The organism is Psychroflexus sp. MES1-P1E (assembly GCF_002836055.1).
GTDB lineage: Bacteria > Bacteroidota > Bacteroidia > Flavobacteriales > Flavobacteriaceae > Psychroflexus.
In genome coordinates, this window is sequence record NZ_PJBS01000080.1 from 1 (window position 1) to 26,272 (window position 26,272).

At 34.1% G+C, this 26,272-nt stretch carries 24 protein-coding genes and 1 pseudogene; 8 read left to right on the forward strand and 17 right to left on the reverse strand.

The features are described from left to right. Window positions 1-348 precede the first annotated feature (348 nt). The 7 genes and pseudogenes from CXF67_RS00685 to CXF67_RS17995 form a co-directional block, all read right to left on the reverse strand. Window positions 349-945, reverse strand: a complete 597-nt coding sequence (locus CXF67_RS00685; protein ID WP_102086992.1) for a fasciclin domain-containing protein — start codon at window positions 943-945, stop codon at window positions 349-351. Between the two features lie 209 nt (window positions 946-1,154). Then, a pseudogene (locus CXF67_RS00690) lies at window positions 1,155-2,535 on the reverse strand (IS4 family transposase). Window positions 2,536-2,694: 159 nt separating this feature from the next. Further along, the gene (locus CXF67_RS00695) at window positions 2,695-4,110 is read right to left on the reverse strand and encodes an efflux transporter outer membrane subunit (protein ID WP_102086993.1); all 1,416 of its coding nucleotides are present in this window, start codon (window positions 4,108-4,110) and stop codon (window positions 2,695-2,697) included. 5 nt (window positions 4,111-4,115) lie between these two features. Then, window positions 4,116-7,253 carry an efflux RND transporter permease subunit gene (locus CXF67_RS00700; RefSeq protein ID WP_102086994.1) on the reverse strand — a complete coding sequence of 1,046 codons (3,138 nt, stop codon included), beginning with the start codon at window positions 7,251-7,253 and terminating at the stop codon, window positions 4,116-4,118. A gap of 21 nt (window positions 7,254-7,274) precedes the next feature. Further along, window positions 7,275-8,408, reverse strand: a complete 1,134-nt coding sequence (locus CXF67_RS00705) for an efflux RND transporter periplasmic adaptor subunit (RefSeq protein WP_102086995.1) — start codon at window positions 8,406-8,408, stop codon at window positions 7,275-7,277. A 13-nt stretch (window positions 8,409-8,421) separates the two neighbouring features. Then, window positions 8,422-8,925 (reverse strand): GbsR/MarR family transcriptional regulator, encoded by a 504-nt coding sequence (locus CXF67_RS00710; RefSeq protein WP_102086996.1) that lies wholly within the window; start codon window positions 8,923-8,925, stop codon window positions 8,422-8,424. Between the two features lie 243 nt (window positions 8,926-9,168). Next, on the reverse strand, window positions 9,169-9,309 hold the full coding sequence (locus CXF67_RS17995; RefSeq protein ID WP_180957855.1) for a hypothetical protein: 141 nt from the start codon (window positions 9,307-9,309) through the stop codon (window positions 9,169-9,171). Window positions 9,310-9,818: 509 nt separating this feature from the next. On the opposite strand from CXF67_RS17995, the gene CXF67_RS00715 reads away from it, so the two are divergent. Then, entirely contained in the window at window positions 9,819-10,085 is a 267-nt protein-coding gene (locus tag CXF67_RS00715) for an integrase core domain-containing protein (protein WP_180957856.1), read from the forward strand. Window positions 10,086-10,146: 61 nt separating this feature from the next. On the opposite strand, the gene CXF67_RS00720 is transcribed toward CXF67_RS00715, so the two are convergent. The 6 genes from CXF67_RS00720 to CXF67_RS18005 all read right to left on the reverse strand — a co-directional run bounded on the left by CXF67_RS00720 (window position 10,147) and on the right by CXF67_RS18005 (window position 17,002). Further along, entirely contained in the window at window positions 10,147-11,406 is a 1,260-nt protein-coding gene (locus CXF67_RS00720) for a cysteate-C-fatty acyltransferase (RefSeq protein ID WP_102086998.1), read from the reverse strand. A 42-nt stretch (window positions 11,407-11,448) separates the two neighbouring features. Further along, window positions 11,449-12,513, reverse strand: a complete 1,065-nt coding sequence (locus CXF67_RS00725) for a cysteate synthase (RefSeq protein WP_102086999.1) — start codon at window positions 12,511-12,513, stop codon at window positions 11,449-11,451. Window positions 12,514-12,588: 75 nt separating this feature from the next. Then, window positions 12,589-14,724: a S9 family peptidase gene (locus CXF67_RS00730; RefSeq protein WP_102087000.1), complete on the reverse strand. Its 2,136-nt coding sequence runs from the start codon at window positions 14,722-14,724 to the stop codon at window positions 12,589-12,591. Window positions 14,725-14,931: 207 nt separating this feature from the next. Then, window positions 14,932-16,287, reverse strand: coding sequence for an NAD-dependent succinate-semialdehyde dehydrogenase (locus CXF67_RS00735; RefSeq protein WP_102087001.1), 1,356 nt, complete (start codon window positions 16,285-16,287; stop codon window positions 14,932-14,934). A 299-nt stretch (window positions 16,288-16,586) separates the two neighbouring features. Further along, window positions 16,587-16,784: a hypothetical protein gene (locus CXF67_RS18000; RefSeq protein ID WP_180957857.1), complete on the reverse strand. Its 198-nt coding sequence runs from the start codon at window positions 16,782-16,784 to the stop codon at window positions 16,587-16,589. A gap of 53 nt (window positions 16,785-16,837) precedes the next feature. Continuing rightward, window positions 16,838-17,002 carry a hypothetical protein gene (locus CXF67_RS18005; RefSeq protein WP_180957858.1) on the reverse strand — a complete coding sequence of 55 codons (165 nt, stop codon included), beginning with the start codon at window positions 17,000-17,002 and terminating at the stop codon, window positions 16,838-16,840. Between the two features lie 617 nt (window positions 17,003-17,619). Between CXF67_RS18005 and CXF67_RS00750 the strand changes: the two genes are divergently transcribed. From CXF67_RS00750 to CXF67_RS00760, 3 genes are all read left to right on the forward strand, one after another. After that, complete coding sequence (locus tag CXF67_RS00750; RefSeq protein ID WP_145990337.1) at window positions 17,620-17,961, forward strand: hypothetical protein; 342 nt, start codon at window positions 17,620-17,622, stop codon at window positions 17,959-17,961. A gap of 68 nt (window positions 17,962-18,029) precedes the next feature. Then, entirely contained in the window at window positions 18,030-19,310 is a 1,281-nt protein-coding gene (locus CXF67_RS00755; protein WP_102087003.1) for a nucleotide sugar dehydrogenase, read from the forward strand. Continuing rightward, on the forward strand, window positions 19,310-20,293 hold the full coding sequence (locus tag CXF67_RS00760; protein WP_374702233.1) for an SDR family oxidoreductase: 984 nt from the start codon (window positions 19,310-19,312) through the stop codon (window positions 20,291-20,293). The genes CXF67_RS00755 and CXF67_RS00760 overlap by 1 nt, the downstream gene beginning before the upstream one ends. Window positions 20,294-20,458: 165 nt before the next feature. Here the strand turns inward: CXF67_RS00760 and CXF67_RS00765 are convergent, their stop codons facing one another. From CXF67_RS00765 to CXF67_RS00775, 3 genes are read right to left on the reverse strand one after another with little or no spacing between them, the layout of a single operon-like run. Next, complete coding sequence (locus tag CXF67_RS00765) at window positions 20,459-21,031, reverse strand: YceI family protein (RefSeq protein ID WP_102087005.1); 573 nt, start codon at window positions 21,029-21,031, stop codon at window positions 20,459-20,461. 28 nt (window positions 21,032-21,059) lie between these two features. Further along, a complete protein-coding gene (locus CXF67_RS00770) occupies window positions 21,060-21,692 on the reverse strand; it encodes an NAD(P)H-dependent oxidoreductase (RefSeq protein ID WP_102087006.1) in 633 nt (210 codons plus the stop codon). Between the two features lie 3 nt (window positions 21,693-21,695). Next, complete coding sequence (locus tag CXF67_RS00775) at window positions 21,696-22,148, reverse strand: MarR family transcriptional regulator (protein WP_102087007.1); 453 nt, start codon at window positions 22,146-22,148, stop codon at window positions 21,696-21,698. 172 nt (window positions 22,149-22,320) lie between these two features. On the opposite strand from CXF67_RS00775, the gene CXF67_RS00780 reads away from it, so the two are divergent. The 3 genes from CXF67_RS00780 to dnaN all read left to right on the forward strand — a co-directional run bounded on the left by CXF67_RS00780 (window position 22,321) and on the right by dnaN (window position 24,229). Next, window positions 22,321-22,632: a rhodanese-like domain-containing protein gene (locus CXF67_RS00780; RefSeq protein ID WP_102087008.1), complete on the forward strand. Its 312-nt coding sequence runs from the start codon at window positions 22,321-22,323 to the stop codon at window positions 22,630-22,632. Window position 22,633: 1 nt separating this feature from the next. Next, complete coding sequence (locus CXF67_RS00785) at window positions 22,634-23,026, forward strand: rhodanese-like domain-containing protein (protein ID WP_102087009.1); 393 nt, start codon at window positions 22,634-22,636, stop codon at window positions 23,024-23,026. Window positions 23,027-23,107: 81 nt separating this feature from the next. After that, window positions 23,108-24,229, forward strand: coding sequence for a DNA polymerase III subunit beta (dnaN, locus tag CXF67_RS00790; protein WP_102087010.1), 1,122 nt, complete (start codon window positions 23,108-23,110; stop codon window positions 24,227-24,229). Window positions 24,230-24,360: 131 nt separating this feature from the next. Here the strand turns inward: dnaN and CXF67_RS00795 are convergent, their stop codons facing one another. Beyond that, entirely contained in the window at window positions 24,361-24,720 is a 360-nt protein-coding gene (locus tag CXF67_RS00795) for a DUF4870 domain-containing protein (protein WP_102087011.1), read from the reverse strand. Between the two features lie 142 nt (window positions 24,721-24,862). Between CXF67_RS00795 and mnmE the strand changes: the two genes are divergently transcribed. After that, the coding region (gene mnmE / locus CXF67_RS00800; RefSeq protein WP_102087012.1) for a tRNA uridine-5-carboxymethylaminomethyl(34) synthesis GTPase MnmE at window positions 24,863-26,272 on the forward strand (1,410 nt) is incomplete at its 3' end.

Consider the following 26,272-nt stretch of genomic DNA (forward strand, 5'->3'; position numbering starts at 1 on the left):
AGTTATAATGTCGCATAAATAAATTGAATTATACTGCGACGTAGCTCAGCACAGATTTTTTGATTGATTGAGATTAAAGTAGTTAGCATAGCCTTAGTTGCGGTAATTATTTTGATAGAAAGCGGACCAAAAAAAACGATTTATCGCGTTTAAAGGTTTAATATAAATAAAATCAGTTTTGAAAATTATAGCCTTTTGATGTTTTTACTTAAAAAAAAACTAAGATATAACCTCTATTTAGCTGAAAGCATTAATGACTGACTCCATAAAAATTTAAATCTCAACGTCTAAAATATAAAAAACCCCTCATTGCTGAGAGGTTTTGTATAATAAATTAATGTGGTTGTATTATGACTTAGGCATCACAACTGAATCAACAGCATGTATAACACCATTAGAAGCATCAACATCAGCAATAACTACAGTAGATTTATTACCATTAGCATCAGTTAAAACTACACTTTCACCTTCTAAAGTTGCAACTAATTCTTCACCTTGTACTGTTGGAATAGTAAAACTTCCATCATTTTCAGTAATAGCGTTAACGACATCAGCTGCCATAAATTCACCAGAAACTACATGATAAGTTAGGATTCCAGCTAATTTTTCTTTGTTCTCTGGCATAACTAATGTAGGAACTGTTCCTTCTGGTAATTTTCCAAAAGCATCATTGGTAGGTGCAAAAACTGTAAATGGGCCTTCACTACTTAAAGTTTCTACAAGACCTGCCGCTTTTAAAGCAACAACTAACGTACTAAAATTTTCATTTCCAATTGCGATTTCTACAATAGTTTGCTGCTCATCCATCATACTTTCAGTAGATGTTTCAGTTTCAACTGCAACCTCTTCTTGTTCTGCTACTTCTTTTTCTTCAGTTTCGCCGTTCTTACAAGAAGTGAATGCAAGCATTGCAATTACACTTAAACTTAAAATTAATTTTTTCATGTTTTATATTTTATTTTGTTCAAAAATATTTCAAAAACCTTAAACAATACTGATTCACACTATAATTTTTTGTTAATTCTAATCAATCATTATTAGCTAATATAGCGTTGGGTTTAATACTATGCTCTTTTTGTCAAAATAGTCAACAAAATAGAAATTAATTTTAATATTAACTCAAGTTTCTCACCTGATCAATTTCACGTAACACCCTAATTATTAAAGCTATAAGTATTGGTTAAAAATCCATAACTCTCACTATTCTCTATCATTTTGTATGTCATAATATCAATTGATTATACTCGTTTTTCTAAAATGGTTAGTATTAAGTTGATAACACCTAATATCCTAATATTTAACTTGTTTTGAATCTAGTCTTGTTTTAAACCTTTGAATAACTCACCCATGGTTTCATAAGCCTCAATTCTATACCGAATACTTGTAAGCAGATATTGGGTCATCGCAATTGTTAATTGCACTATTTGAACATAAAAATTCGCAGACTGGCCTTTCCTTGGGCCAAAGAGCTGCTTGGCTTCTTTAAAAAAGACTTCAATTGAACATCGAATACTGAACACTTCAATTAATTTTACAAATTTGAGTGATGTATCAGTAATTATTAACGTGTGCCATTTGCCGTTCTTCCTACGCTTTGAAATAAAGAGAGCAAACTTGAGTCCATCAATTTCAGCTATGTAATAATGGGAATAGTAATTGAATTTACAACAGCGCTTGGGCTTTGTTTTCTTTTTTTTGAGTTGTGATGATGTTCTGAACTTTGACCTGACCTCAATTTTACTATTGTATTTATACATCTCAATAATAAGGTCGAACTGCAAATACTTCGTAACTTTTTAAGTAATACCACACTTGTAAACCAGGTATCTATTAAAATATAATCTATTGGGATTTTACGATTTACAACTCTAAAAACATTTGCACCACTAGGTCTGTTTTATTTTTATTGAGTTCCCTATACCTCTATTTGCCGCAACTGTTCTAATACGTCTTGGTATCTTCATTTGAGCCTTACGCTGCTTTGCAGTTAACCCATATTTCAATTTAGATTTCTTACTTTCACAATACAGGCTGAAATCAATGGGGGTAAAACCACTTCAGTTCCAATACCCCGCCACAAGTAGCTTGAAACCTAAGTAGTAAGTTTTTGACACATAGTTGTAGATCTTTGAGACTGCTTCAATAGTCTTTCCTGTTTTTGAAAGATCAGTATCATCAAGCATCTTGTAGGGTCTGCTGAGGACGTGAAGAGTTCATCTTTCAATAAATATTGCTTTACAAACTGGGCCAAAAAAGCTCTCCAATTGATTTTTTGAATTGCCAAGATTCGATAGTATGACTCTTTTCCACATGTGTTTAGTTCTGGATCTTTGTCAGTTGAAAGTCTATAAATAGAATTAATTCCAATAAGGAGCAAGATCAATAGCGTAGCGATCAAATCCTCAAATGAAAAACATGCCTTTTTGCACCAACTGAATTATTTTTTTATTCTATTGAAGACTAAAATATTCAGATGTGCCGGTAAATAGTCTGAACCAAGCCAAACCTCCCTCTTATTTCTTGAACTTTTGCAATATCTTAGTGTTGTAGCATGTTTTGTACTTTGTGTTTGGTCACTTAAAAACAGCATAAAAACCAAGGGTTCCGTTAGTTTTTATGCTGTTTTTTTCCAATTAAACCCTGTAAATAATGGGTGCGAAACTTGAGGTATTACTAGTTATTATCCTATAAATATTATCTCCATCCACCACCAAGTGCTTCGTACAAATCTACGATAGCTACTAATTGCTGTAGTTTACTATCTATAATATTAAGCTCCGCTGTTAAAGCACTCTCTCTTGCTGTTAATAAATCTAAGTAGTTCGCATAACCGTTTTTAAGTAAGGCTTCAGAATTGGATTCAGCTGCCCGTAATGCTTCTACTTCATTCTTTCTAAACTTGAATTTTTTAGTTTCAGATTGATAAGAAAATAAAGCGTTAGACACTTCACTTCCTGCAATCAACAATGTTTTTTTAAATAGAAGTAAGGATTGCTCTTGTTGTGCTAAAGTAACTTCTTTTTGTGTTTTTAATCTTCTCTGATTAAAAAGTGGCTGTGTTAAGCCACCAAGAATATTTGCAAATAGTGAATTTACACTCAGCAAATTATCCAATTCTAAACTCTGAAAACCTCCGGAAGCTGTCAATGTTAACGACGGATAAAAGTTGCTTATAGCCACATTAGTTAGCTCAAAAGACTGAATTAAACTATACTCCGCAGCCATAACATCTGGTCTGTTACTAAGTAATGTTGCTGGCACACCAAGTGTTATATCTTGTTCAATTTTTTGTGTACCTAAACTGCTTCTTTCAAAATGTTGTGGAGCTTTCCCTAATAAAATACTGAGTGTGTTCTCTGTTTTAAAGATAGCGATTTCAATATCTACTTGTAAAGCTTTTGCATTATTATATTGTGCTACATTCTGGTCCACTGCAACAAGCGTAACTTGTCCTGCATCTTTTAACGCTTTAATAGTTTCTACACTACTTTCTCTGGTTGTAATGGTTTCTTTAGTGACTTCCAATTGTGCATCTAATGCTAATAAATTGTAGTAGGTATTTACAATACTAGAAATTAACTGTGTTTTTACGGCTTGATGTCCTGAGACACTTTGTAAGTAAGCCGCCTGTGTTGCCCTTTTATTACTTCTTATTTTCCCCCAAATATCGGCTTCCCAAGAAAGATTTGCAGTAACATCATACTGATCTATTGCTCCTTCAAATAAAGACCCAAATTGACTGTTTTCAGAGAGTTCTTGATGTGTCGCATTCGCCCCTATACCCACCGATGGTAAATAACCTGCTTTCCCTTGTTTTGCATAAGCTTCCGCAGCGATCATTTGCTGAATTGCGATGCGAACATCCATATTATTTTGCAAACCTTCTTCAACATAGTGTTGAAGGAATTGGTCTGTGAATAATGTTTTCCAAGATACATCTGCAATAGATACACTATCTGTTGGCAAATTATCTGTTCTGAACAAGTTTTCTGTTTCTACTAATTCTGGTCTTTCATAATCTTTAGCTACAAAACAACTTTGTAATGTTAGCGAGATCAATAAAACGAGAATAGCTTTGTTGAAAAATTTATATTTATTTGTAAATTTCATAGTTTTTATTCTTCAATAGTTTGTGTTGCTGGTTTAATTGATACTTTTTCTTGTAACCACTGAAATAAGATAAATAATATAGGAATTACAAAGACTCCTAAAAGTGTTCCTATAAGCATTCCTCCTGCGGCACCTGTGCCAATAGAGTTGTTTCCTTCTGCACCAATACCTGTGGCTAACACCAATGGCATTAATCCTAAAATAAAGGCAAACGAGGTCATTAAAATCGGGCGTAAACGTGCTTTTGCTCCATTTATAGCAGCTTCAACAATAGATTCCCCATTTTCACGTCTTTGTATGGCAAATTCCACTATTAAAATCGCATTTTTAGCGAGTAATCCAATAAGCATTATTAAGGCAATTTGGAAATAGATATTATTTTCCAATCCAAAAAATTTCGTACTTATATAGGCACCAAAAACCCCAAATGGAAGCGATAATATAACTGCAAATGGCAACAAGTAACTTTCATACTGAGCACTTAATAAAAAGTAAACAAACAGAATACTCAAGACAAAGATAAACGTCGTTTGGCTTCCTGCATTTACCTCTTCACGTGTTAGACCTGAATACGCAATAGTGTAATTATTTGGTAGATTTTTAGCCTCTTCTTCAATAATTCTAATGGCATCACCAGTACTGAACCCTGGGTTGGTTGCCCCTGTAATGGTTGTTGAGTTGAATAAATTAAATCGTGTTACAGATTGTGGACCATACACGCGCTTAAGACTTAAAAACTCAGTGATTGGGGCCATTTCTCCCGAATCGGTTCTAACATACATACTGTTTAAATCATCAACATCTGCTCTATCTTCAGGTAAGGATTGAATATAGACTCTAAATTGTTTTCCAAATCTTGAGAAATCTGATGCATAAACTCCTCCAATATAGCCCTGCAACGTTGAGAAAATACTATTAATAGGCACCCCTTTTTCTTTTGCTAAAGGGACATTTATATCCATTTCATATTGTGGATAATTGGTGTTAAAAGAGGATTGTGCATATTGAATTTCTGGATGCTTCATCAACGCCATACTAAACTCTTGATTTGCTTTGTCCAAATCACTAAATTCCCCTCCAAACTTATCCAATAAGTTCACTTCGAAGCCAGCAGAGTTCCCAAATCCTCTAATACTTGGTGGTGCAAAGAAAATAATATTTGCTTCTGGTATGGTTGAAGCAATACCAAATAGTTTCCCAATGATCGCTTTTGACGATAATGAGGGGTCTTTACGCTCACTCCAATTTTCAAGTTTTAAAAATCCCGTGGCATAGTTACTACCATCTCCGCTAATTAAGCTATTTCCTTTCACAAAAGATACACCATCGACTCCTGGGATTTCGCTCGTTTTTGCGTATAAATCTTTAGTTACTGCATTTGTTCTATCTAAAGTAGCTCCTGGAGGTAATTCTATATTTGCAAATATAATTCCTCTATCTTCATTGGGGACAAAACCAGTAGGTGTCGTTTTTGAGGCCCAAAAAATTCCAACTATTACAATTAGTAATAATACTGCTGATATCCATTTCCTTTTGTATAAGACATGAAGAGATTGGCCATATCTAGTTAAGGTAGCATTAAATCCTCTATTAAATAATGTGTAAAAACGTTGTAATGGATTTTTCCCCTTTAGCGCCTTATCATCTTTGTGTGCTTTTAACAACAAAGCACACAACGCCGGACTTAATGTTAAGGCATTTACAGCCGAAATAAGAATTGCAATAATTAACGTAACTCCAAATTGCTCATAAAAGACCCCTGTTGGACCTGTTATAAAAGTAACAGGGATAAATACCGCAGCCATAACCAATGTGATAGATATAATGGCTCCAGAAATCTCGTTCATTGCTTTTAGCGTTGCTTTTTTTGGATTTTTTTCACCTTCATCCAATTTCGAATGGACGGCTTCAACGACAACTATGGCATCATCGACGACAATACCAATAGCAAGAACTAATGCGAATAGCGTTAATAAGTTAATAGAATACCCAAAAACATTCAAGAAGAAGAAAGTACCAATAATAGAAACGGGGACGGCAATTGCAGGAATTAAAGTAGAACGGAAATCTTGTAAAAAGATAAATACGACTAGGAATACCAGTAAAAAGGCTTCAAGTAAGGTTGTAACTACTTTATCAATCGAAGCGTTTAAAAATAAACTAGTATCATAAGGCACAAAAATATGTAATCCTTCTGGTAAATTTTTTTCAACCGTTTCTAAAGTAGTTTTAATATCTTCAATAATTTCTTGGGCGTTAGAACCTTTGGTTTGAAAAATACCGATAAACACAGCTGATTTTCCTAAACTTTCTGCATTTGAAGAATAAGACTGTGCATCAAGTTCTATAGTCGCCACGTCATTTAGACGTAAAAACTCTCCGTCACCTAAAGCTTTGATGACAATATCTCCATACTGTTTTGCTTCTTTAAAACGTCCACTATAGGTTAAAATATAAGAAAACGCTTCACCATTATTTTGTCCTAAAGAACCTGCCGCTGCCTCTAAATTCTGTTCTTGCAAAGCAGCTGTAATATCTGATGGGATTAAATTGTATGCGGCTAGTTTTTCTGGTTTTAACCACACACGCATAGCGTAGTCTCGTTGTGAAAAGACACTAACGTCACCAACACCTTTCACACGTTTCATAGCAGGTATGACATTTATTTTTAAATAGTTTTGAATAAAAGTCGCGTCATAATCTTCACTATCTGTATATATAGATAAGAACATTAATGCACTTGTCTCCTGCTTTTGAGTAGTAACACCCGTTTGTCTTACCTCTTGTGGCAACAATGGATTTGCTCTGCCAACACGGTTTTGAACATTAACTGCAGCAATATCTACATCGGTATTTTGATCAAAGTAAACAGTGATTTCAGCGGTACCATTGTTAGACGCTGTTGATGTGATATAGGTCATGCCTTCTACACCATTAATTTGTTCTTCAATAGGGATAATTACACTCTCTAGTACGGTTTCTGCATTGGCTCCTGGGTAAGACGCTAATACCTTGATAGTCGGCGGTGCGATATCTGGGTATTCCTCTACAGGTAAATTTGTGATACTTAAAACTCCAAGCATCACTATGATAATAGATATTACGGTTGAAAGAACAGGTCTCTCAATAAATGTTTTTAACATGACAAGTATAGTTGTTAGTTATTAATTTTTAAAAGAGGTGGCTATTGGTTGAATAGCGTTTTCAAAAGATGTTTCTTGTGGTGAAATTGGGGTTCCGTTTGTTAGTTTACCAACTCCAGAAATAATAATTTTATCACCTTCTTTAAGTCCAGATTCTACAACATATAAATGACCAACCGTTCCTTGTACTTTTATTAAAGTAGATTTCGCCTTATTATCTTTATCTAACGTGTAAATTAAGATGTCATTTTGTTGCTCAAAGGTTGCGGATTGTGGCACAACAATAGCATCTTTATAGTCTATAGGAATTCTAATTTTACCACTATTACCATTCGTTAAAATTTCGTATGGATTGTTAAAAGCTGCTCTTATTTTTATGGTTCCTGTATTTTGATTGATTTGACCTGTACTTGTTTGAATACGTCCAGTTTCAGAATACATTTTTCCATTAGGTAAAACTAAGCTCACATCTGGCGCATTTTCAATGCGTTCTGCTTTGCTTTTTCCTTCGGATCTTTGTAAATGGTCTATATATTGTGCTTCGTTAAAACTAAAAAAGGCATATACTTTACTAATTTCACTCACTTTTGTTAAAGGTGTGGCGTCATTTGGACTAATTAAAGCGCCTTCTCTGAAATTAATAGCTCCAACATAACCATCTATAGGACTTTTAATAGTTGCATAATCTATAGTTGCAACAACACCACTATAATTAGCTTTTGCTTGCGCTAAATTAGCTTTGGCCGTTTCTAATTGAATAGAACTAATAATGTTTTTTTCTACAAGCGGAATTAATTTTTCTACCTCTACTTGTGCGACATTAATCCGTGCTTTTGCTGCACCAGCATCTTGACTTAAAGATTGTGTTTCTAATTCAAATAATACTTGACCTTTACGCACGTTTTGACCTTCATCGACTAATACGTTTTGAATGTATCCAGACGTTTTAGCTCTTACATCACTATTGACGACGCCTTCTATGCTTGTTGGGTATTCTTGATATCCTGTCACAGTTTTAAGTTGTATTTGTGTTACAGGAAAAGTTGCAGGTGGTGCTTCTTGTGCTGCTGCAGAATTTTCTTCTTTGCTACCGCAACTTAAAATGATTAGAAATACACTTAGAGCGAGTAACCTTACTATTTTTTTATGTCTCATTTTTTTTCTTGGTTTAAATATCGAATTTATTGTCTGTTATTTTTAGTCTTAATTCTTCAATGGAGGCGGAAGCTCCGTCAATAAATTTTATATAATCGTTATGAATATTTAAATCAAATTTTTCATGTTCATTTTCGATTTTTTGTTTGTTTTGGTCCTCTTTATAATTTTTTATTTCCGAGTGTAATTCACGTAATTCTTTCCAAACATTTATCATTTTATCGACATGTTGAATGATGGTGTCCTTATTTAGAATAAAATATTTTTTACGATCCCCAGTTTTTGTGTAGTACTGAATTTCTTTTAAATCCTGTAAATGACTAAGGTGATTAGAAATAGTACTTTTACTAGCACAAAGCGTGGATACCATATCTTCAAAAGTAGTTCCTTTTTTACCAGTAAGAATAATATAGGATAGTATACGAGCTGCAACGGGTGCCAGCTGTTCTGTGTTTTCTAAATGGACTCCTAGTTTTTCGACTAAAGCCATTTTTTTCTCACATATTTTTTCTTTCATTTTTTAATTATTTTGTTCTGAATACTGAACATAAAAAAGTTATTTAAAATAAACTTTGATGCAAATATAATTATTAGTTCGGAACGAACCGAACTAAACGAAGTTAATAAACTGTTAAATTAAAGAGTATCCCTGTTTTATGCCGAAATAAATAATCTCACAGTACTGATTTCATCGCATATTATGATAAAAGAGAGAGTGTCAGTGCTATTGTCACTCATCTAGAGATTAATAAGCGATCTTTTAAATTTGTTCGAACCACTTTTCAATAAGAATGTCATCTTCCAATATTTCAAAAATTAATTTTTTTCCTATTCTGTTTTCCAAAACGGCAACGCCTGTTTTGGCAACATCATATCCTGAAATACTACCGCTTTTACCCAACTTGGAATCGAGTTCAATCTTGCCTTTGCCGTTTTAATCCGTCAGTGAACCAAATCTCATAAGACTATAATCTAAACCACTTTTGCACAGATAATCATCGCAATTCTATTGGAACTGGAGCAGCAGGTAGATTACTTGCTGGAACTGTGATAGGTGTTTTGTTATCCCTGACCTTTTTGTGATTTTCCAATGGTTACAAAAAAAAGTAAGTCTGTTAAGCCGAGCTCGTGCAGAACAAAATCAACTTAGTTCTAAAGACTCAAAATAGATTATGAAATATATTATTAAATCCCTATTTGTTATTTTTTTCTTTGTTATAGTCTAGTCCTGTTTTGTAACTAAATATTAAGAAAGACCAGAGAAGAAAAGATCGACCCTATAAAGTATAGAACAGACCAGCTGTAAAGTGATATGCTATCTATTTCTAAGGTAAGCTGAAAAGAGATGTTTACAGATACTGTTCAAATGATTATCAAGCACTGCTTAGGGATAATAATTTTAAAGCAAGTATGACTGAAAAACACGATCCTTATGAGAATGCCATTGCAGAAAGAATCAATGGTATACTCAAGCAAGAGTTTAGCATTGCTAGAAATATTAAGAACATAGATTTAAAGAAACAGCTTATAAAAAGTACAGTGGGCGCTTACAATAATTTTAGACCACATTTATCAAACCACATGCTAACACCTGTAGAAATGGACAAGCAAAACAAACTCAAAAGAAAACAATACAAATCAAAAAAGCTTTACGATGCTAACATCGTAAAGCTTTAAGTTATAAATTTAATCCTTTAATAATCTGTATCGATTATTTAGGACTAGACATATGTTTTGATTATTTATCCATTTCTTCCATTATGGCTTGAGATAATTTTTTGTAAGTTCCATTTTCTAAGCGCTCTCTTATCGCGGAAAAAGCTTTTAGAGTTAAATCTATATCTTCCATAGTATGTGTTGCTGTAGGTATCATCCTTAAAAGAATTAAACCTTTTGGAATTACTGGATACACGACTATTGAACAGAAAATACCGTGATTCTCACGAAGATCTTTTACTAGTGCCATCGCTTCTGGAATGCTTCCCTTCAGATAAACTGGAGTAACGCAACTAGTAGTTGTACCAATATCAAATCCGTTTTCTTTTAAACCATTCTGAAGCGCATTGACGTTTTCCCAAAGCTTGTCCTTAAAAGCAGTCGAATTTCGCATCAATTCTAAACGTTTAAGTGCACCTTCTACTAAGGACATCTGCAATGATTTTGCAAACATCTGTGATCTTAAGTTATATTTTAAATAATCGATTATTTCTTTATCTGCAGCAATAAAAGCTCCTGTACTGGCCATTGATTTTGCAAAGGTTGCAAAATAAACATCTATGTCATCTTGAACACCTTGCTCCTCTCCAGCTCCCGCTCCTGTTTTACCTAAAGTTCCAAAACCGTGAGCATCATCAACAAGTAATCTAAAATTATACTTTTGCTTTAACTCTACAATTTCTTTAAGCTTGCCTTGTTCACCTCTCATTCCAAAAACCCCTTCAGAAATAAGAAGAACGCCTCCTCCAGTTTGCTCAGCTATCTTTTCAGCTCTAGCTAGGTTTAGCTCTATACTGTCTAAATCGTTATGCTTGTAAGTAAATCGCTTACCAATATGTAAACGTACACCATCAATAATACAGGCATGAGCATCTACATCGTAAACTATAACGTCATCTTTGCTAACTAAGGCGTCTATCGTTGATAAAATGCCTTGGTATCCAAAATTGAGTACATACGCAGATTCTTTGCTTACGAAATCTGCCAATTCTTCTTGTAGCTGTTCGTGAAGACTTGTGTGTCCACTCATCATTCTAGCACCCATCGGGTAGGCACTACCCCATTTTTTTACAGCTTCTTCATCCGCTTTTCTGACTTCTGGATTATTAGCTAGCCCTAAGTAATCATTGATACTCCAAGTGATGACTTCTCTACCTTGGAACTGCATTCTATTGCTGATTTGCCCTTCCAATTTTGGAAAAACAAAATAACCTTCAGCTTGATCTGCCCATTTACCTAAAGGGCCTTTATCTCTATAAATTTTTGCAAATAAATCTTTCATAAGCTCTCTATATATTTATTTTTTAAATTTACCTCATCCCAACTAAATGATGTTTGTGATGTGGGCTTTTTTCAAATTGCTTTGGTTTTGTTCATCTTCTAATCCTGGATAATTGGTAAATCCTTGGGATTTCATCCAATCATCAGAAAAAACTTTACTCATATAACGCGATCCATGGTCTGGAAAAATAGCCACAACCTTACTTTCGGAATTAAATTCGTTTTCTGCAGCCAATTGTTTTATGCCTTGCATCACTGCACCACTTGTATACCCAACAAACATGCCTTCGGTTTTGGCTATATCTCTTGCCATATAAGCGCTGTCCTCGTCGGTTACTTTTGTGAATTTATCAATAACATCAAAATCTGTAGCACTTGGAATTAAATTTTTTCCTAAACCTTCAATTTTGTAGGGATAAATTTCACTTTTATCAAATTTTCCCGTCTCGTGATATTTCTGTAGAACCGATCCAAAGGCGTCTATACCTAAAATTTTAATATCTGGATTTTGTTCTTTTAGATACCTTGCAGTTCCAGAAATGGTTCCTCCTGTCCCACTACAAGCTACAAGATGGGTTATTTTTCCTTGTGTTTGCTCCCATATCTCAGGACCTGTAGTCAAATAATGGGCATCAATATTCAAGTCATTGAAGTATTGATTGATATAAATAGAACCTGGTGTCTCTTTATAAATTTGCTTAGCTACTTCGTAATAGGATCTCGGATCATCTGGGGCCACATTCGAAGGACAAACAGTTACATCTGCTCCCATTGTTTTCAAAAGGGATATTTTATCCTTAGAAGATTTGGAGCTCACTGCAAGAATGCACTTATATCCTTTTATAGCAGCGATCATCGCAATACTAAAACCAGTATTACCTGATGTTGTTTCTATAATGGTATCCCCAGGCTTTAAATCACCGTTTTTTTCAGCTTTTTCAATGATGTAATGTGCTATTCTGTCTTTAGAGGATAATCCTGGATTTTGAGCTTCATACTTAGCTAAAAATTCTCCTTTAAAATGTTGAGTAATGTTATTTAGTCTTATTAGTGGTGTACAACCTACCATTGATAGCAAGTTATCGTGAACATTCAATTTTTTATGCATAAAGCCAACGTCTTTTCACGTAAATAATGTTTTTAAAATAAACGATAAGCGCCAAATTACGAATTTTTTTTTCGATTACTTTGAAATTTGCTCCAAATCAAGTAAAAAAGCATAATCTTTAGAAAGTTCTCTTAAAGCTTCAAATCGACCAGAGGCTCCACCGTGTCCTGCATCCATATTGGTATCTAAATACAATTTGTTTTGATCGGTTTTAAGTTCTCTTAATTTCGCCACCCATTTGGCTGGTTCCCAATATTGTACCTGGGAATCATAAAGCCCCGTAGTCACTAACATGTTTGGATATTCTTTAGCCTTAACATTATCATAAGGTGAATAGGTTTTAATATAGGTATAATACTCTTTTTCATTAGGATTTCCCCACTCATCATATTCACCAGTTGTTAAGGGAATACTCTCATCTAGCATTGTGGTAACAACATCTACAAAAGGCACTGCCGCTATCACTCCGTTATAAAGTTCTGGAGACATATTGACAACTGCTCCCATTAGAAGTCCGCCTGCAGATCCTCCCATAGCATACAAATGTTCTGGTGAAGTGTACTTCTGATCTATTAGATACTCAGATACATCAATAAAGTCTATAAATGTATTTTTCTTATGAAAAAGCTTCCCTTTCTCATACCAATCTCTTCCTAAATATTCGCCACCTCTCACATGAGCAATAGCATAAATAAAACCTCTATCTAAAAGAGAAAGTCTAGTTGTGGAAAAGTAAGGGTCCATTGTCGCTCCATAACTTCCATAACCATATTGAAGAAGTGGATTGTTACCATCTTTTTTAATGCCTTTTTTATACACTAAAGAGACAGGGATTTCTGTACCATCATTTGCAGTTGCCCAAATTCTCTCCGACATGTAATTATCCTTATCAAAACTTGGATCTTGAACTTTTTGTTCTTTAAGAACTTTTTCAGTTTTATCTACCATATCAAATTCGATAACCGACGCTGGCGTCGTTAGAGAATTAAAGGAGTATCTCAACTTATTGGTATCAAAATCAATATTAGTCGTCGTCGTTGCAGAGTAAGTTTCACTTGTAAAGGGCAAATAATAATCTTCGCTTTCATCCCAACTTTGTACATGGATTCTACTCAAACCATTATAACGCTCACTGGTCACCAAGAAGTTATTAAAAATATCAACTCCTTCAAGTAGAATATCCTTTCGGTGAGGTATTACTTCTTCCCAATCAGATTCTGACGTTGACCCTATAGAGGTTTTCATCAGTTTAAAGTTTTGAGCTTCATCCTTATTGGTAAGGATGAAAAAATCATCTTTATAATGAGCTAAATCATACTCTAAACCCCTTCTCCTTTCAGAAAACAATTTAAAATCAGCGTCTGGTGTGTTAGCATTGAGGATTTGATATTCATCAGACATCGTACTAGATGACCCAATGATAATGTAATCTCTAGATTTTGTTTTGTAGACGTACACATTAAAGGTCTCATCGCCTTCTTCAAAAATAATAACATCGTCTTCTGCAGAATTATCAAGCTTATGTTTAAAAATCTGATTAGATCTTAATGTTTGCTCTTCTTTTCTAGTATAAAAAAGAGTTTTATTATCATTAGCCCAAGTAGATCCTCCTGTAGTCATTTCAATCTTTTCTGGAAATAATTCACCTGTCTCTAAGTTTTTAATTTGGATCGTATATTTTCTTCGACTCACCGTATCTATTCCAAAAGAGGCGTATTTATTATCTGGACTTATACTTATACCCCCTAGACTAAAGTAAGCATGATCTTCCGCCATTTTATTACAGTCGAACATGATTTCTTCTTCAGCTTCCAAAGATCCTTTCCTTCGGGTGTAAATGGGGTAATCTTTACCTGTCTCATAACGAACTTGATACCAATACCCATTCAATTTGTAAGGTACAGAAGAATCATCTTCCTTGATTCTTGCTTTCATCTCTTCAAAGAGATCGGCTTGAAAAGCTTTGGTATGTGCAGTAGATTCTTGATAATAGTCATTTTCTGAATTAAGATAGTCAATGATTTTAGGGTCTTCTCTATCATTCATCCAATAATAATTATCAACTCTATCATCATTATGAATAGAAAGAGTTTTTGGTTGCTTTTCAGCAGTAGGAGCTTTTATATCTGTTTTCAATATTTCGGAATTATCTTTTTTACAAGATGCAACAAATATAAAACTTAGAGCAAAAAATGGGAGGAAGTGTTTCATAAGTCTGAAATTTTTTATTAATCTTTGTACAACGTTTAATACTGATACAATATACTGAATTTGTTTTTTACTTTTAAAGTAAAATTATGTTTGGAGATATGATAGATTAAAACTGGTATAATATCTTCTTTCAGCTTTTTTTAATCATACAAGCAAAAAATAACTCGAATTCTTTCACGACACTTAAAAGCCAAATTGGTTTGACTATTATTTGACATAAACCACTTTCCGGTTGATGAATTCCATCATACCATCTTTTGCGAGTTCTCTTCCATATCCTGACTTTTTGGTTCCGCCAAAAGGTAACCTTGGGTCAGATTTTACCAATTCGTTAATGAACAGTGCACCATCACTCACTCTACTAGCATATTCTTGAGCCTTTGAAGTATCTTTTGTAAACAGACTGACGCCAAGTCCAAATTGAGACTCTTCAGACAACTCAAAAGCCTCTTCTATTGTTTTTACTTTTATCATGGCTGCCAAGGGTCCAAAAGTTTCTTCCCTAAAAGCTGGCATGTCACGAGTGACATTACCAATTACGGTCGGTTCATGAAAACAGTTATTTTGGTGTCCGCCAAGTAGTAATTTTGCACCTTGCTTTACGGATTCCTTAACTTGTCGTTGTAATTCGTCCGCCAGATCTTTTCTAGCCAAAGGTCCAACTTGTGTATCGTCTAAAATTGGATCTCCAACTTTTAGTCGACGCACTGATTCAGTGAATTTCGATACAAATTCCTCATAAACACAGTCTTGAATAATAAAACGTTTAGCGGCAATGCAGCTTTGACCACTATTAAGCATTCTGGCCTTAACTGCGGTTTTAATTGCCAAATCTAGATCTGCATCCTCTAGGACAATAAAAGAATTACTACCCCCTAGCTCAAGCAAACTTTTTTTAAGGTGTTTACCTGCAATTTGAGCAACTGCTGAACCTGCTTTCTCACTCCCAGTTAAAGTGATTGCTCTTACCCCATCGTGAGATATTATTTTTTCGGTGACATCATGACCTACAACCAAGCTTTGAAATACTCCTTTTGGAAATCCAGCCTTTGTAAAAACGTCTTCTATTTTTTGAGCGCACCCAAACACATTGGAAGCATGTTTCAGTAGACCTGTGTTCCCTGAAGTTAAGGTAGGTGCTGCAAATCTGAAAACTTGCCAAAATGGAAAATTCCAAGGCATAACGGCAAAAATAGTTCCCATGGGATCATGACGCACAAAACTAGCTGAAGCCTCCGTTTTTATATGTTCATCAGAAAGGAATTCTTCGGCATGTTCTGCATAATAATGGCAGACCCAAGCACACTTTTCAATTTCTGATTTTGCTTCTGATATCGGTTTACCCATTTCTAAAGTTATCATTTGAGCATACTCATCCCTATTATCTCTTAAAACATCTCCTGCTTTTTTTATAAGCTTCATTCTATATGATAAAGGTTTTTGACTCCATTCTTTGAATGCTAAACTAGAATCACTTAATTTTTGATTTAATTCTTCTGAAGTAAGAGCTGAATATTCTGCTATTTCTTCATCGTTATAGGGGTTGGTGCTTTTAAATATCATTGGTATATGTGAATTATAATCTTCATTAAAATTAAATTTTTTCTCAAACTTGAATCTTGTCTTCTAAAAATTATATTCTACAATTGAACAAACTTCAGATAAAAAATGTTCAATTATCTCTTCTGGAGTCTTTTCATTTTATAGAAGGTTTAAAATAAGTGACGTTACTCGATGTGTAACTTTGAAACGGTAAAACAAAAATTTACTTCGTTTTTTAAGTTGTAAAAACTAAATATAGCACTTGTATTCTTGAAAAAAATCAAAACTATGACATCTTTTTTTATAAGACTAGCATAAATCTATTTGTTCTGTTTTGATGGATATCCCGCTGTAAATAAAGTACCAAAGCCTTCCTCTCTCAAAGGGTTTCCAAAAAGTTGAATAAATAATCCTACTGTCTTTTTCCTTAATTCTAGAGTAAACGCATCAGGATAGATTTCGTTACCACACCAAATTCCTTCAAAACGTTTTATTTGCTTGAAACCAACTAGCTCCATAATTAGTGGTGCTAGTTGGTTCCGTGTCTGGTCACACAAGCTTCAATAGCCGTTCATCGACAGCGAATACGCTTCATTATTTTCACTTCTTTCTCAACTTCAATTTCGTCTACATACTCCAGATAATCTTCTTCATTGGAAATGAAAAAGCCGTGTGACCCAGATCTCCAAAAGGAGATGGAATAACCAATTATGTTCCAAGTCTTTAGAAACTTCAAACAGAGATGTTTGTAATTATTCACTTCATAAAGTACGAAATGAATACAAGCTAGTCCTGCTTTTTCTACAATTCTAAATGATTCCAAGTACCCCAGCAAAATCGATCAATTCATTACCGTCTACATCTTTAATAATTGCTCTCTTTGCATGTTTAGCAGTAGCTGTATTAAACACGCCAAAACTGTTAGCAACTACATTTTTTCTCCTGTCATGGAGCTCTTGAGATTGGTTTTTTTTTTCTTGATCATGTTTAAAAAAAGTTGTCTCAAGATTATTAGGGAATATAAAATAGAGAAGGAAATGTGATATCAAAAACAAGATAAACCGCAATAATCTACCACAAAATAATTATGCTTAAACTAAAATTACAAATGTTAAATATTTTATTTTCGCAAAACAATTTTTCGAAAATAGATAAGGAGTATAAGATCAAAAAGACAAAATTTACCAAAAAATTATGCTCATAATATACACTAGATCCGATTTCAATATGTTGATCACATATAAAATAAGATATTAGGTTTCAGTTTATAAATCAAAAACTATATTTGCCGTTAATAATCAACTATTGAATGAAATTCACTCCTTTACTTTATGGTCTTACTTATTATCACTTATGTCTTGTATTAGCATGAAGCGTTTACCCTACTTAGCTGAATACGAAAATAATCAAGTAGATAATTTGATTTCTTTTCAAAAAACACAAAGATCTTATAGAGCGGGAATTAGCGATTTGTTAAATATAAGAGTAAAAGCTTTGGACCAAGAATTAACAAGTATGTTTCACCCTATTGGTAATTCAGAAAAATCGATGGAAATCCCAGAAGAAATAATTTATTTTGATACATTCCTTGAAGACAGATATGGTGAAATAAGGTTGAAAACTCACACCTCGTTCACCGCTAGATTTACAGTAAAAATAAGTGTGGAAAAAGCAAAAAAAATTATTTTGAAATGAAAAAATTACAATAAAAGGCTAAATTAAGAATTACCAACTATATTTAAATTACTGATAAAAAACTAATTATGAGTTATCCAAAAATTGCGATCATTGGCTTAGGATATGTAGGACTTCCCCTAGCTGTGGCTTTTGCTAAAAAATATCCTGTGGTGGGTTTTGATATAAATCAATCTCGAGTAGATGAATTAAATAGCGGCACCGATCATACCTTAGAAGTTTCAGGTAAGGATTTAAAGGAAGCACTGACTAACAACGATTCTCCTGCCATGAAGTTGTCTACAGAGTCGAATGACATGAAAGAAGCGACCATCTTTATTGTAACTGTGCCCACTCCAACAGACAAAAACAGGCAACCGGTTTTAACCCCTTTAATAAGAGCCAGCGAAACCATTGGGAGCATTCTTAAAGATGGTGATATTGTTATTTATGAGTCTACAGTATATCCAGGAGTAACGGAAGAAGTCTGCGTTCCTGTTTTGGAACAATTTTCTGGTAAGACCTTCAACAGAGACTTTTTTGCAGGCTATTCTCCTGAAAGAATTAATCCAGGAGATAAAGAACATACCATCACTACTATACTGAAAGTCACCTCAGGATCTACTCCGGAAATTGCAAAAAGAGTAGACGATTTATATGCTTCGATTATTACAGCAGGAACTCATTTAGCCACTAGCATAAAAGTAGCGGAAGCTGCAAAAGTGATTGAAAATTCGCAAAGAGACATCAATATTGCTTTTGTAAACGAATTGTCGAAAATTTTTAGACTTCTGGATATAGACACTAACGATGTGCTAGAGGCTGCAGCGACCAAATGGAACTTTATAAAGTTTTCTCCTGGTTTAGTAGGTGGACATTGTATAGGTGTAGATCCATATTATCTAGCCCAAAAGGCTTTGGAAGTAGGCTATAATCCTGAAATTATTTTATCTGGTCGCCGAATAAACGATGGGATGGGGAAATATGTAGCCAGTGAGGTTATAAAATTAATGCTCAATAAAGAAACAAAAATAAAAAACGGAAAGGCTTTAGTATTAGGCGTCACCTTTAAGGAGAACTGCCCAGATACTCGTAATACCAAAGCGATTGACGTGATAGAAGAATTGAAAAAATACAATATGGATGTAGACGTTTGTGACCCTTGGGCTGATAAACAAGAGGTGAAAACTTTATTTGATATTGACTTATTGAGGTGTGAAGACCTCAAATTAACCTATGACACTATAATTTTAGCTGTATCTCACAATGAGTTTTTAAACTTAGATTTTGAGGCTTTAAAAAATGATAATGCAGTTATTTTTGATGTGAAATCTTTTTTACCAACCGATAAAATTGACGGCCGATTATGATGTACAAAACAGAATACCATACACAAGATTTATCTAAGTTTCGATTTTTAGTGACTGGAGGAGCTGGATTTATAGGTTCTAATATCGTTGAATACCTATTGAAATTTGGAGCAAAACACGTCCGAGTTTTAGACAATTTATCTAATGGCTATAGAACCAACATCAAAGAATTTGAATCAGAATCTAACTTTGAATTTTTAGAAGGTGATATCAGAAAAATTGAGGATTGTGAGCAAGCTGTTGAAGATATCGATATAGTTCTTCATCAAGCTGCTTTAGGATCTGTACCGAGATCTATAGATGATCCCATTTTAAGTAATTCTGTGAATGTCTCCGGATTTTTAAATATGCTGGTCGCTTGTAAAAATTCTAAAACTGTAAAACGTTTTGTTTATGCGGCTTCAAGCTCAACTTACGGCGATAGTCCTACTTTACCCAAAATTGAAAACAATATAGGCAAGCCTTTGTCCCCTTATGCTGTGACCAAATATGTCAATGAACTCTATGCCGATGTGTTTGCTAAAACCTACGGACTTGAAGTTATTGGCCTCCGTTATTTCAACGTTTTTGGACCTAAACAAAGTCCAGAAGGTGCCTATGCTGCTGTTATTCCTTTATTTATGCAAGCGTTAAAAGACCAAAGTTCGCCAACTATGAACGGTGATGGAGAGCAAACCAGAGATTTTACGTTTGTAGAAAATGCAGTACAAGCCAACATCAAAGCCTCCTTTGCAGATCAGAAGGCAACCAATGAAGTTTACAATGTAGCTTGTGGAGGTCGTATCAGCTTAAATCTGCTTTGGTCGGCTTTAGAAAAAGCGTCTGGTAGTTCTTTAAAAGCAATCTATGGTCCACCAAGACAAGGCGATGTAAAAGATTCTTTAGCTGATATAAATAAAGCCAAAGGATTAATAGGATATCAGCCTAAATTTAATGTAGAAGAAGGACTAAAAATAACGTGGGACCACTTCAACAAGGACTAAGTCAAGTTAGATTTAAAACATCGGAAAAATGAACTCATACCAATTTGTTGTTCAAAAGTGACATATCCACCGTTTGTTTTTCTTAGGAAGTTTTGGAAATGATTTTGCATAAAAAAACCTGCCAGAGATGGCAGGTTTTTTTATGCAAAACAAAATTAATCAATATTAAAATTTTAAGTTGATCGCAAGATTAAACTCATCATAAATAGTTTTGTCACCTAAGTTGTCAAAAAAGGTTCCTGAACCATATCTCACGTCGTATTTAGTTCTATCAATAGTGAGATTTGTAGTTGCTGAATTTTCAGTCATCGTCAAATCAAACGCGATTGGATTATTATTTCCTTTAATAGTAAGATCTCCTGAAACACCATATACATCGCCTTTTTTGGCTACTGTCGTAATGACAAATTTTGCAGTTTCATAAGTTTCTACACCAAAAAAATCATCTGATTTAAGATGGCCCATCAGTTTTTCTCTACTGTCTCCTTCTATGTCAGTAACGTCAATAGAGGTCATATCAGCAGTAAATTCACCACCGATTAATTTTCCATCCTCCATCAAGAAAAAACCGTCTTTCAAATTGATAGTTCCTGAGTGGGAACCCGTTAATTTTTCTCCCTCCCATTGGATAGTACTTTCTTTGACATCTACTTTTTTCTTTTCAACCGTGTTGGTAAAAGCGACTAAGCCTAAGATAATCGTTGTGGCTAAAGCGCCTTTTAGAACATTCATTTTCATAATTTTAAATTTAGGGTTTGTGTTTATATTAAATTCTAGTAAATAATTCGTCTTTAGATTTTCTTACTTTTAAAGCATCTTTTAACTGATCGGTTTCACTTCTATAACCAATAGTTGCTAAAGTAACTGATTTAAGGTTTTTGGATTCTAGATCCAATAGTTCATCAAATTCAGCTGAATTAAATCCTTCCATTGGGCAAACATCTATTTTAATGTCTGCAGCCGCAGAAAGTAAATTTCCCAACGCGATGTAAACTTGGCGAGATGCCCAATTGTGTTTAGCCTCTTCAGTAAATGTCAACACAGAATTTTGAATCATTTCCTTTAGATCCTGAAAGTCTTCTACTGGTATATTTCTAGTTTCGCTATTATTTTTAATAAACTCTTCAAGATAGTGTTCATCGACTTTGGTGTTAAAAGCAAAAACCAACAAACAGGAAGAATCCGTAATTTGAGGTTGACCAAATGCTGCTAGTTTTAACTTAGCCCTAACTTCAGGGTCTTCTATCACCATCACTTCATAAGGTTGTAATCCATAAGAAGATGCAGACAGGCGAGTAGCTTCTAACAAGGTTTCCAAATCGTCTTTAGACACTTGTTTTTCTGGATTAAAATTTTTTGTAGCATACCGCCAGTGTAAATTCTCAATGTATGTATTCATGTATTAATTTCTTAGTTTGTTTAATAATAAGTTCAGATTTCTTAATTCTTTAGAAGACAAATTGTCTATAATATTCATCTCAGCATTATCGACCGCAGTAGTAATAATACTTAAATTTTCAATCCCTTGAGAAGTAATAGTTATGTCTACTTTTCGCCGGTTTGTCTCGCATTGCTCTCTTTCTACGAAACCTTTTTTTATTAATTTATCTACTAGACGAGTGGTATTACTCATTTTATTAATCATTCTACCTTGGATAGTTTGAAGAGAACTTGGCTTGCCTTTCATACCTTTTAATATTCTTAAGACATTAAATTGTTGTGTAGAGATATCAAATGGTTTTAAAACAAAAGTGATTTCATCAGTTACCCAGCTCCCTGTAAAAAGGAGATTAAGTAAAGCTCGCTTGGATTCTGGTAGCTCTTTTGAAATTTTTAACTCTTTTTCAATAACCATGTTGAAACAATATTTGTATATACAAATGTAATGTTACTCAAGAAAGAAAAAATTAAATTCTTTGTTAAATTACCAATAAAATTTTTTGGTGTAAACTTTAAACGATTTTAAGCTGTAGTCACATTAGCTGTTAGGAATAATGTATTTTTACGACTTAAGATAAAATTTAATCATGGAAAATTTAAATGAAAAAAAATGGTACGAAGGTCTTAAAGCCTCTTCCAATTCAGAAATAATTGATGTAAGAACTCCAGATGAATTTGACGACGGTTATATTGAGGGAGCTCGCTTACTGAATATCCAAGACTCTAGTAAGTTTATGGCAGAATTAGAAAAACTTGAGAAAGACAAGGACTACTTTGTGTATTGCAGATCCGGAAGACGTAGTGAAATGGCTTGCCAAATCATGGAAAAAGCTGGAATAAAAAATGCTTACAACTTACAAGGTGGAATATTGGATTGGACAGGCAATTTGAAAAAATAGCATGAAGTCTCTTACACTTTTAGCTGTTATTTTTCTTTTCACTTCCTCGTGTCAATCTCCATATGAATCTAGTCCTACATTGGTATCTTCTGAAGAAATGAAGAAATTAATGGAAATGGATACCATACAATTGATTGATGTTAGATCTTTAGAGGAGTTTAGGGAAGGGCATCTTAAAGATGCACAAAATCTTATTTATGATAATGATTTTGCTCAGAAAATAAGCCAACTTGATAAATCAAAACCTGTGGCCGTCTATTGTAAAACTGGAAGACAATCTGAAGAATGTTCCACTATTTTAAAGAAAGCAGGATTTAAAAAAGTTTACGACTTGAAAGGAGGTTTGAGCCAGTGGGAATTTAAAGAAGAACTCGTTACAGATAGTTTACCCTAGAAAATGTAAGTTGTAACTTATATAAACAAGGATTATTCATCAGAAAAAAATATATTTGCATTGACTATTTAATCCAGCCATATGAAATTTATTATCTCTAGTACATATATGTTGAAAAACCTTCAGACTCTTGGAGGTGTGATTAACAACAATAATACGATGCCTATTTTGGATAATTTCTTATTCGAATTGGATCATAATTCTCTCAAGATATCAGCTTCAGATCTAGAAACCACTATGTGTTCTGCCTTAGATGTGGAATCTAGTGACCAAGGTAAAATTGCGGTTCCTGCTAGGTTGTTGCTAGATACGCTTAAATCGTTTCCAGAACAGCCATTAACCTTTCACAAACTGGACAATCATACTATTGAAATAAGTTCTGAACAAGGAAAGTATGCTTTAGCCTATGCGAATGCAGAAGACTTCCCTTCTCCTGTGAGTATTGAGGATCCTAGTCAAACTGTTTTGGTTGGTGATATTTTAGCGACAGCGATCAACAAAACTATTTTTGCTACAGGAAATGATGATTTAAGACCAGTGATGAACGGTGTCTTTTTCAGATTTACACCAGAAGCTTTAATTTTTGTAGGTACAGATGCTCATAAGCTTGTAAAATATTCTAGAACAGATATAAAAGCAGACAAGCCAGCTGAGTTTATCATGCCTAAGAAACCTTTAAACCTTTTGAAAGGTGTACTTTTAGGGAGTGAAGAGGATGTTCAAATAGAATTCAATGAATCGAATGCAAAATTCAGTTTTGAAAATTTAGAATTAACCTGTCGATTGGTTGATGGCAAATACCCCAATTATGAAGCCGTCATCCCACAGGAAAACCCAAACACGTTAACTATAGATCGCTCTTTATTTTTAAGTTCTGTGAGAAGAGTTTCGATTTTCTCAAATAAAACCACTCATCAAATCCGCTTAAAAATAGCAGGAGCAGAATTAAATATTTCTGCAGAAGATTTAGATTATTCTAACAAAGCAGAAGAGCGCTTAACCTGTGATTACCAAGGAGATGATTTAACCATTGGATTTAATTCTAAGTTTCTAACAGAAATGTTGAATAACTTAAATTCGGAGGATATCAAAATAAAGATGAGTTTACCAAACAGAGCTGGAATTCTAACTCCCGTAGATGGCTTGGAGGAAGGTGAACACATCACTATGCTTGTCATGCCAGTTATGCTAGGGAATCAATAATTAATTCCATCATTTTATAAAATAACAAAAGCCTCCAAATTGGAGGCTTTTGTTATTCAAACAAACAAAAACCTATTTTTAATAATACAAGGGGATTTTGTATCTACGAAGACTTATTTATAAAAGTTCTGTTAATTAAAAAACTTAATGCTAAAAGGGTAATGCGTCGGTTCACCATTATTTACTTTTATAGCATTTATGATAGGAATAATTATAGTTAGCAAGACAACAATGGCTAAGGTGATAAATCCAATTATGATGAACATAAGGGGAATAGATATGAGGCTAAAAATGATCATTGTCAACTGAAAATTCAAGATATCTTTTCCTTGTTGGTCCATATGCTCTACCTTATCTTTCTGGGTCAACCAAATCACTAAAGGAACAATAAATCCACCAAAACCAGTAATAAGGTTGAGTAATTGCGAAAGGTGTGTAAACAATAAGAGTTGTCTATCCTCTCTTAATAATGGGTCTTGATATACTTCCATGGATCCTTGTTTTAGTATAAGACTGCTTCTTTTCAAATTCGTTACAAATTTTAACAAGTAAATCTTAAAATACAAAACATCAAGGTCTTAATTCTAAATCAAATTATATGTTTATTAAAGAAACAGACTGTAGATTTGCATCATGATAAATAATGATACCATAATTGCTCTAGCAACTGCTTCTGGAAATGGGGCTATAGCAGTGATTCGTGTAAGCGGAAACGAAGCCTTAGAGTTATGCTCACCTCTATTTGAAGCTAAAAGTGGAATTTCCATCTTAGACCAAAAAAGTCATACGTTGCAACTGGGGACTATCCAAGACGGACAACGCATATTAGATGAAGTTTTAGTGAGCGTTTTTAGAGGTTATAAGTCATATACTGGTGAACCCACTGTTGAAATTTCTTGTCACGGGAGCTCTTTTATTCAAAAGGAAATCATTCAATTATTAATTAAAAAAGGATGCCGAACCGCACAGCCTGGAGAATTTACATTAAGAGCCTTCTTAAATGGTAAAATGGACTTGAGTCAGGCTGAGGCAGTCGCCGATTTAGTCTCTAGCGATAATGCTGCAAGTCACCAGTTGGCTATGCAACAAATGCGGGGTGGATTTACAAACCAAATTCAAGAACTTCGACAAGAACTCTTAGATTTCGCTTCTTTAATGGAACTTGAGCTCGATTTTTCTGAAGAAGATGTTGAATTTGCCAACCGCGAGCAATTTCAGGCTTTGGTCCTAAAAATACAGAAAGTTTTATCACGGCTTATCGATTCATTTGCTGTGGGAAACGTCATTAAAAATGGTATCCCTGTAGCTATTGTTGGTGAACCTAATGTTGGCAAATCTACTTTATTGAATGCTTTGCTCAATGAAGAACGAGCTATTGTAAGTGAGATTGCTGGTACTACTCGGGATACCATAGAAGATGAGATTTCTATGGGAGGTATAGGTTTTAGATTTATTGATACCGCTGGCATTCGAGAAACACAGGACACTATTGAAGGACTGGGTATACAGCGAACCTTCGAAAAAATTAAACAGTCCCAAGTCATTATTAAGTTAATAGACAGCCCCAAACTTTTTGATGACCAGCATAAGTTAAGAACAACCGAATGGAAACGCATTAAAGCAGATATACATCAGTTGGAAACCAACTTCCCAGAACGTTCTTTCCTCCTACTGGCAAATAAAGCTGACTTGCTTTCCCCAGAGAATAAAGATTTATTAACCAAAGAATTCAAGGATCTACTTTTTATTTCAGCAAAGGATAAAACGGGCATAGAAGAAATCCAAACTCGATTACTCAGCTTTGTAGATGATGGAGCGCTAAGAAATAATGATACCATTGTGACCAACTCAAGACATTATAATGCATTATTATTGGCTCTGGAGGAGATCAATAAAGTACAAGAAGGACTTAATGAGAACTTAACCACAGACTTACTCGCGATCGATATAAGACAGGCTTTATACCATTTTGGAGAGATTACAGGAGAAGTGACAAATGATGAATTGCTTGGGAATATATTCGCTAATTTCTGTATTGGGAAA

Coding starts and splice junctions, on each gene's coding strand:
- CXF67_RS00700 (WP_102086994.1), bottom strand. CDS start 7,253: ATGTTAAAAACATTTATTGAGAGACCTGTTCTTTCAACCGTAATATCT.
- CXF67_RS00770 (WP_102087006.1), bottom strand. CDS start 21,692: ATGAATACATACATTGAGAATTTACACTGGCGGTATGCTACAAAAAAT.
- CXF67_RS00725 (WP_102086999.1), bottom strand. CDS start 12,513: ATGCATAAAAAATTGAATGTTCACGATAACTTGCTATCAATGGTAGGT.
- CXF67_RS00730 (WP_102087000.1), bottom strand. CDS start 14,724: ATGAAACACTTCCTCCCATTTTTTGCTCTAAGTTTTATATTTGTTGCA.
- CXF67_RS00705 (WP_102086995.1), bottom strand. CDS start 8,408: ATGAGACATAAAAAAATAGTAAGGTTACTCGCTCTAAGTGTATTTCTA.
- CXF67_RS00750 (WP_145990337.1), top strand. CDS start 17,620: ATGTCTTGTATTAGCATGAAGCGTTTACCCTACTTAGCTGAATACGAA.
- CXF67_RS00780 (WP_102087008.1), top strand. CDS start 22,321: ATGGAAAATTTAAATGAAAAAAAATGGTACGAAGGTCTTAAAGCCTCT.
- CXF67_RS00710 (WP_102086996.1), bottom strand. CDS start 8,925: ATGAAAGAAAAAATATGTGAGAAAAAAATGGCTTTAGTCGAAAAACTA.
- CXF67_RS00695 (WP_102086993.1), bottom strand. CDS start 4,110: ATGAAATTTACAAATAAATATAAATTTTTCAACAAAGCTATTCTCGTT.
- CXF67_RS00715 (WP_180957856.1), top strand. CDS start 9,819: ATGACTGAAAAACACGATCCTTATGAGAATGCCATTGCAGAAAGAATC.
- CXF67_RS00775 (WP_102087007.1), bottom strand. CDS start 22,148: ATGGTTATTGAAAAAGAGTTAAAAATTTCAAAAGAGCTACCAGAATCC.
- CXF67_RS00765 (WP_102087005.1), bottom strand. CDS start 21,031: ATGAAAATGAATGTTCTAAAAGGCGCTTTAGCCACAACGATTATCTTA.
- CXF67_RS00735 (WP_102087001.1), bottom strand. CDS start 16,287: ATGATATTTAAAAGCACCAACCCCTATAACGATGAAGAAATAGCAGAA.
- CXF67_RS00685 (WP_102086992.1), bottom strand. CDS start 945: ATGAAAAAATTAATTTTAAGTTTAAGTGTAATTGCAATGCTTGCATTC.
- CXF67_RS00760 (WP_374702233.1), top strand. CDS start 19,310: ATGTACAAAACAGAATACCATACACAAGATTTATCTAAGTTTCGATTT.
- dnaN (WP_102087010.1), top strand. CDS start 23,108: ATGAAATTTATTATCTCTAGTACATATATGTTGAAAAACCTTCAGACT.
- CXF67_RS18000 (WP_180957857.1), bottom strand. CDS start 16,784: ATGGAGCTAGTTGGTTTCAAGCAAATAAAACGTTTTGAAGGAATTTGG.
- CXF67_RS00795 (WP_102087011.1), bottom strand. CDS start 24,720: ATGGAAGTATATCAAGACCCATTATTAAGAGAGGATAGACAACTCTTA.
- CXF67_RS00785 (WP_102087009.1), top strand. CDS start 22,634: ATGAAGTCTCTTACACTTTTAGCTGTTATTTTTCTTTTCACTTCCTCG.
- CXF67_RS00720 (WP_102086998.1), bottom strand. CDS start 11,406: ATGAAAGATTTATTTGCAAAAATTTATAGAGATAAAGGCCCTTTAGGT.
- CXF67_RS00755 (WP_102087003.1), top strand. CDS start 18,030: ATGAGTTATCCAAAAATTGCGATCATTGGCTTAGGATATGTAGGACTT.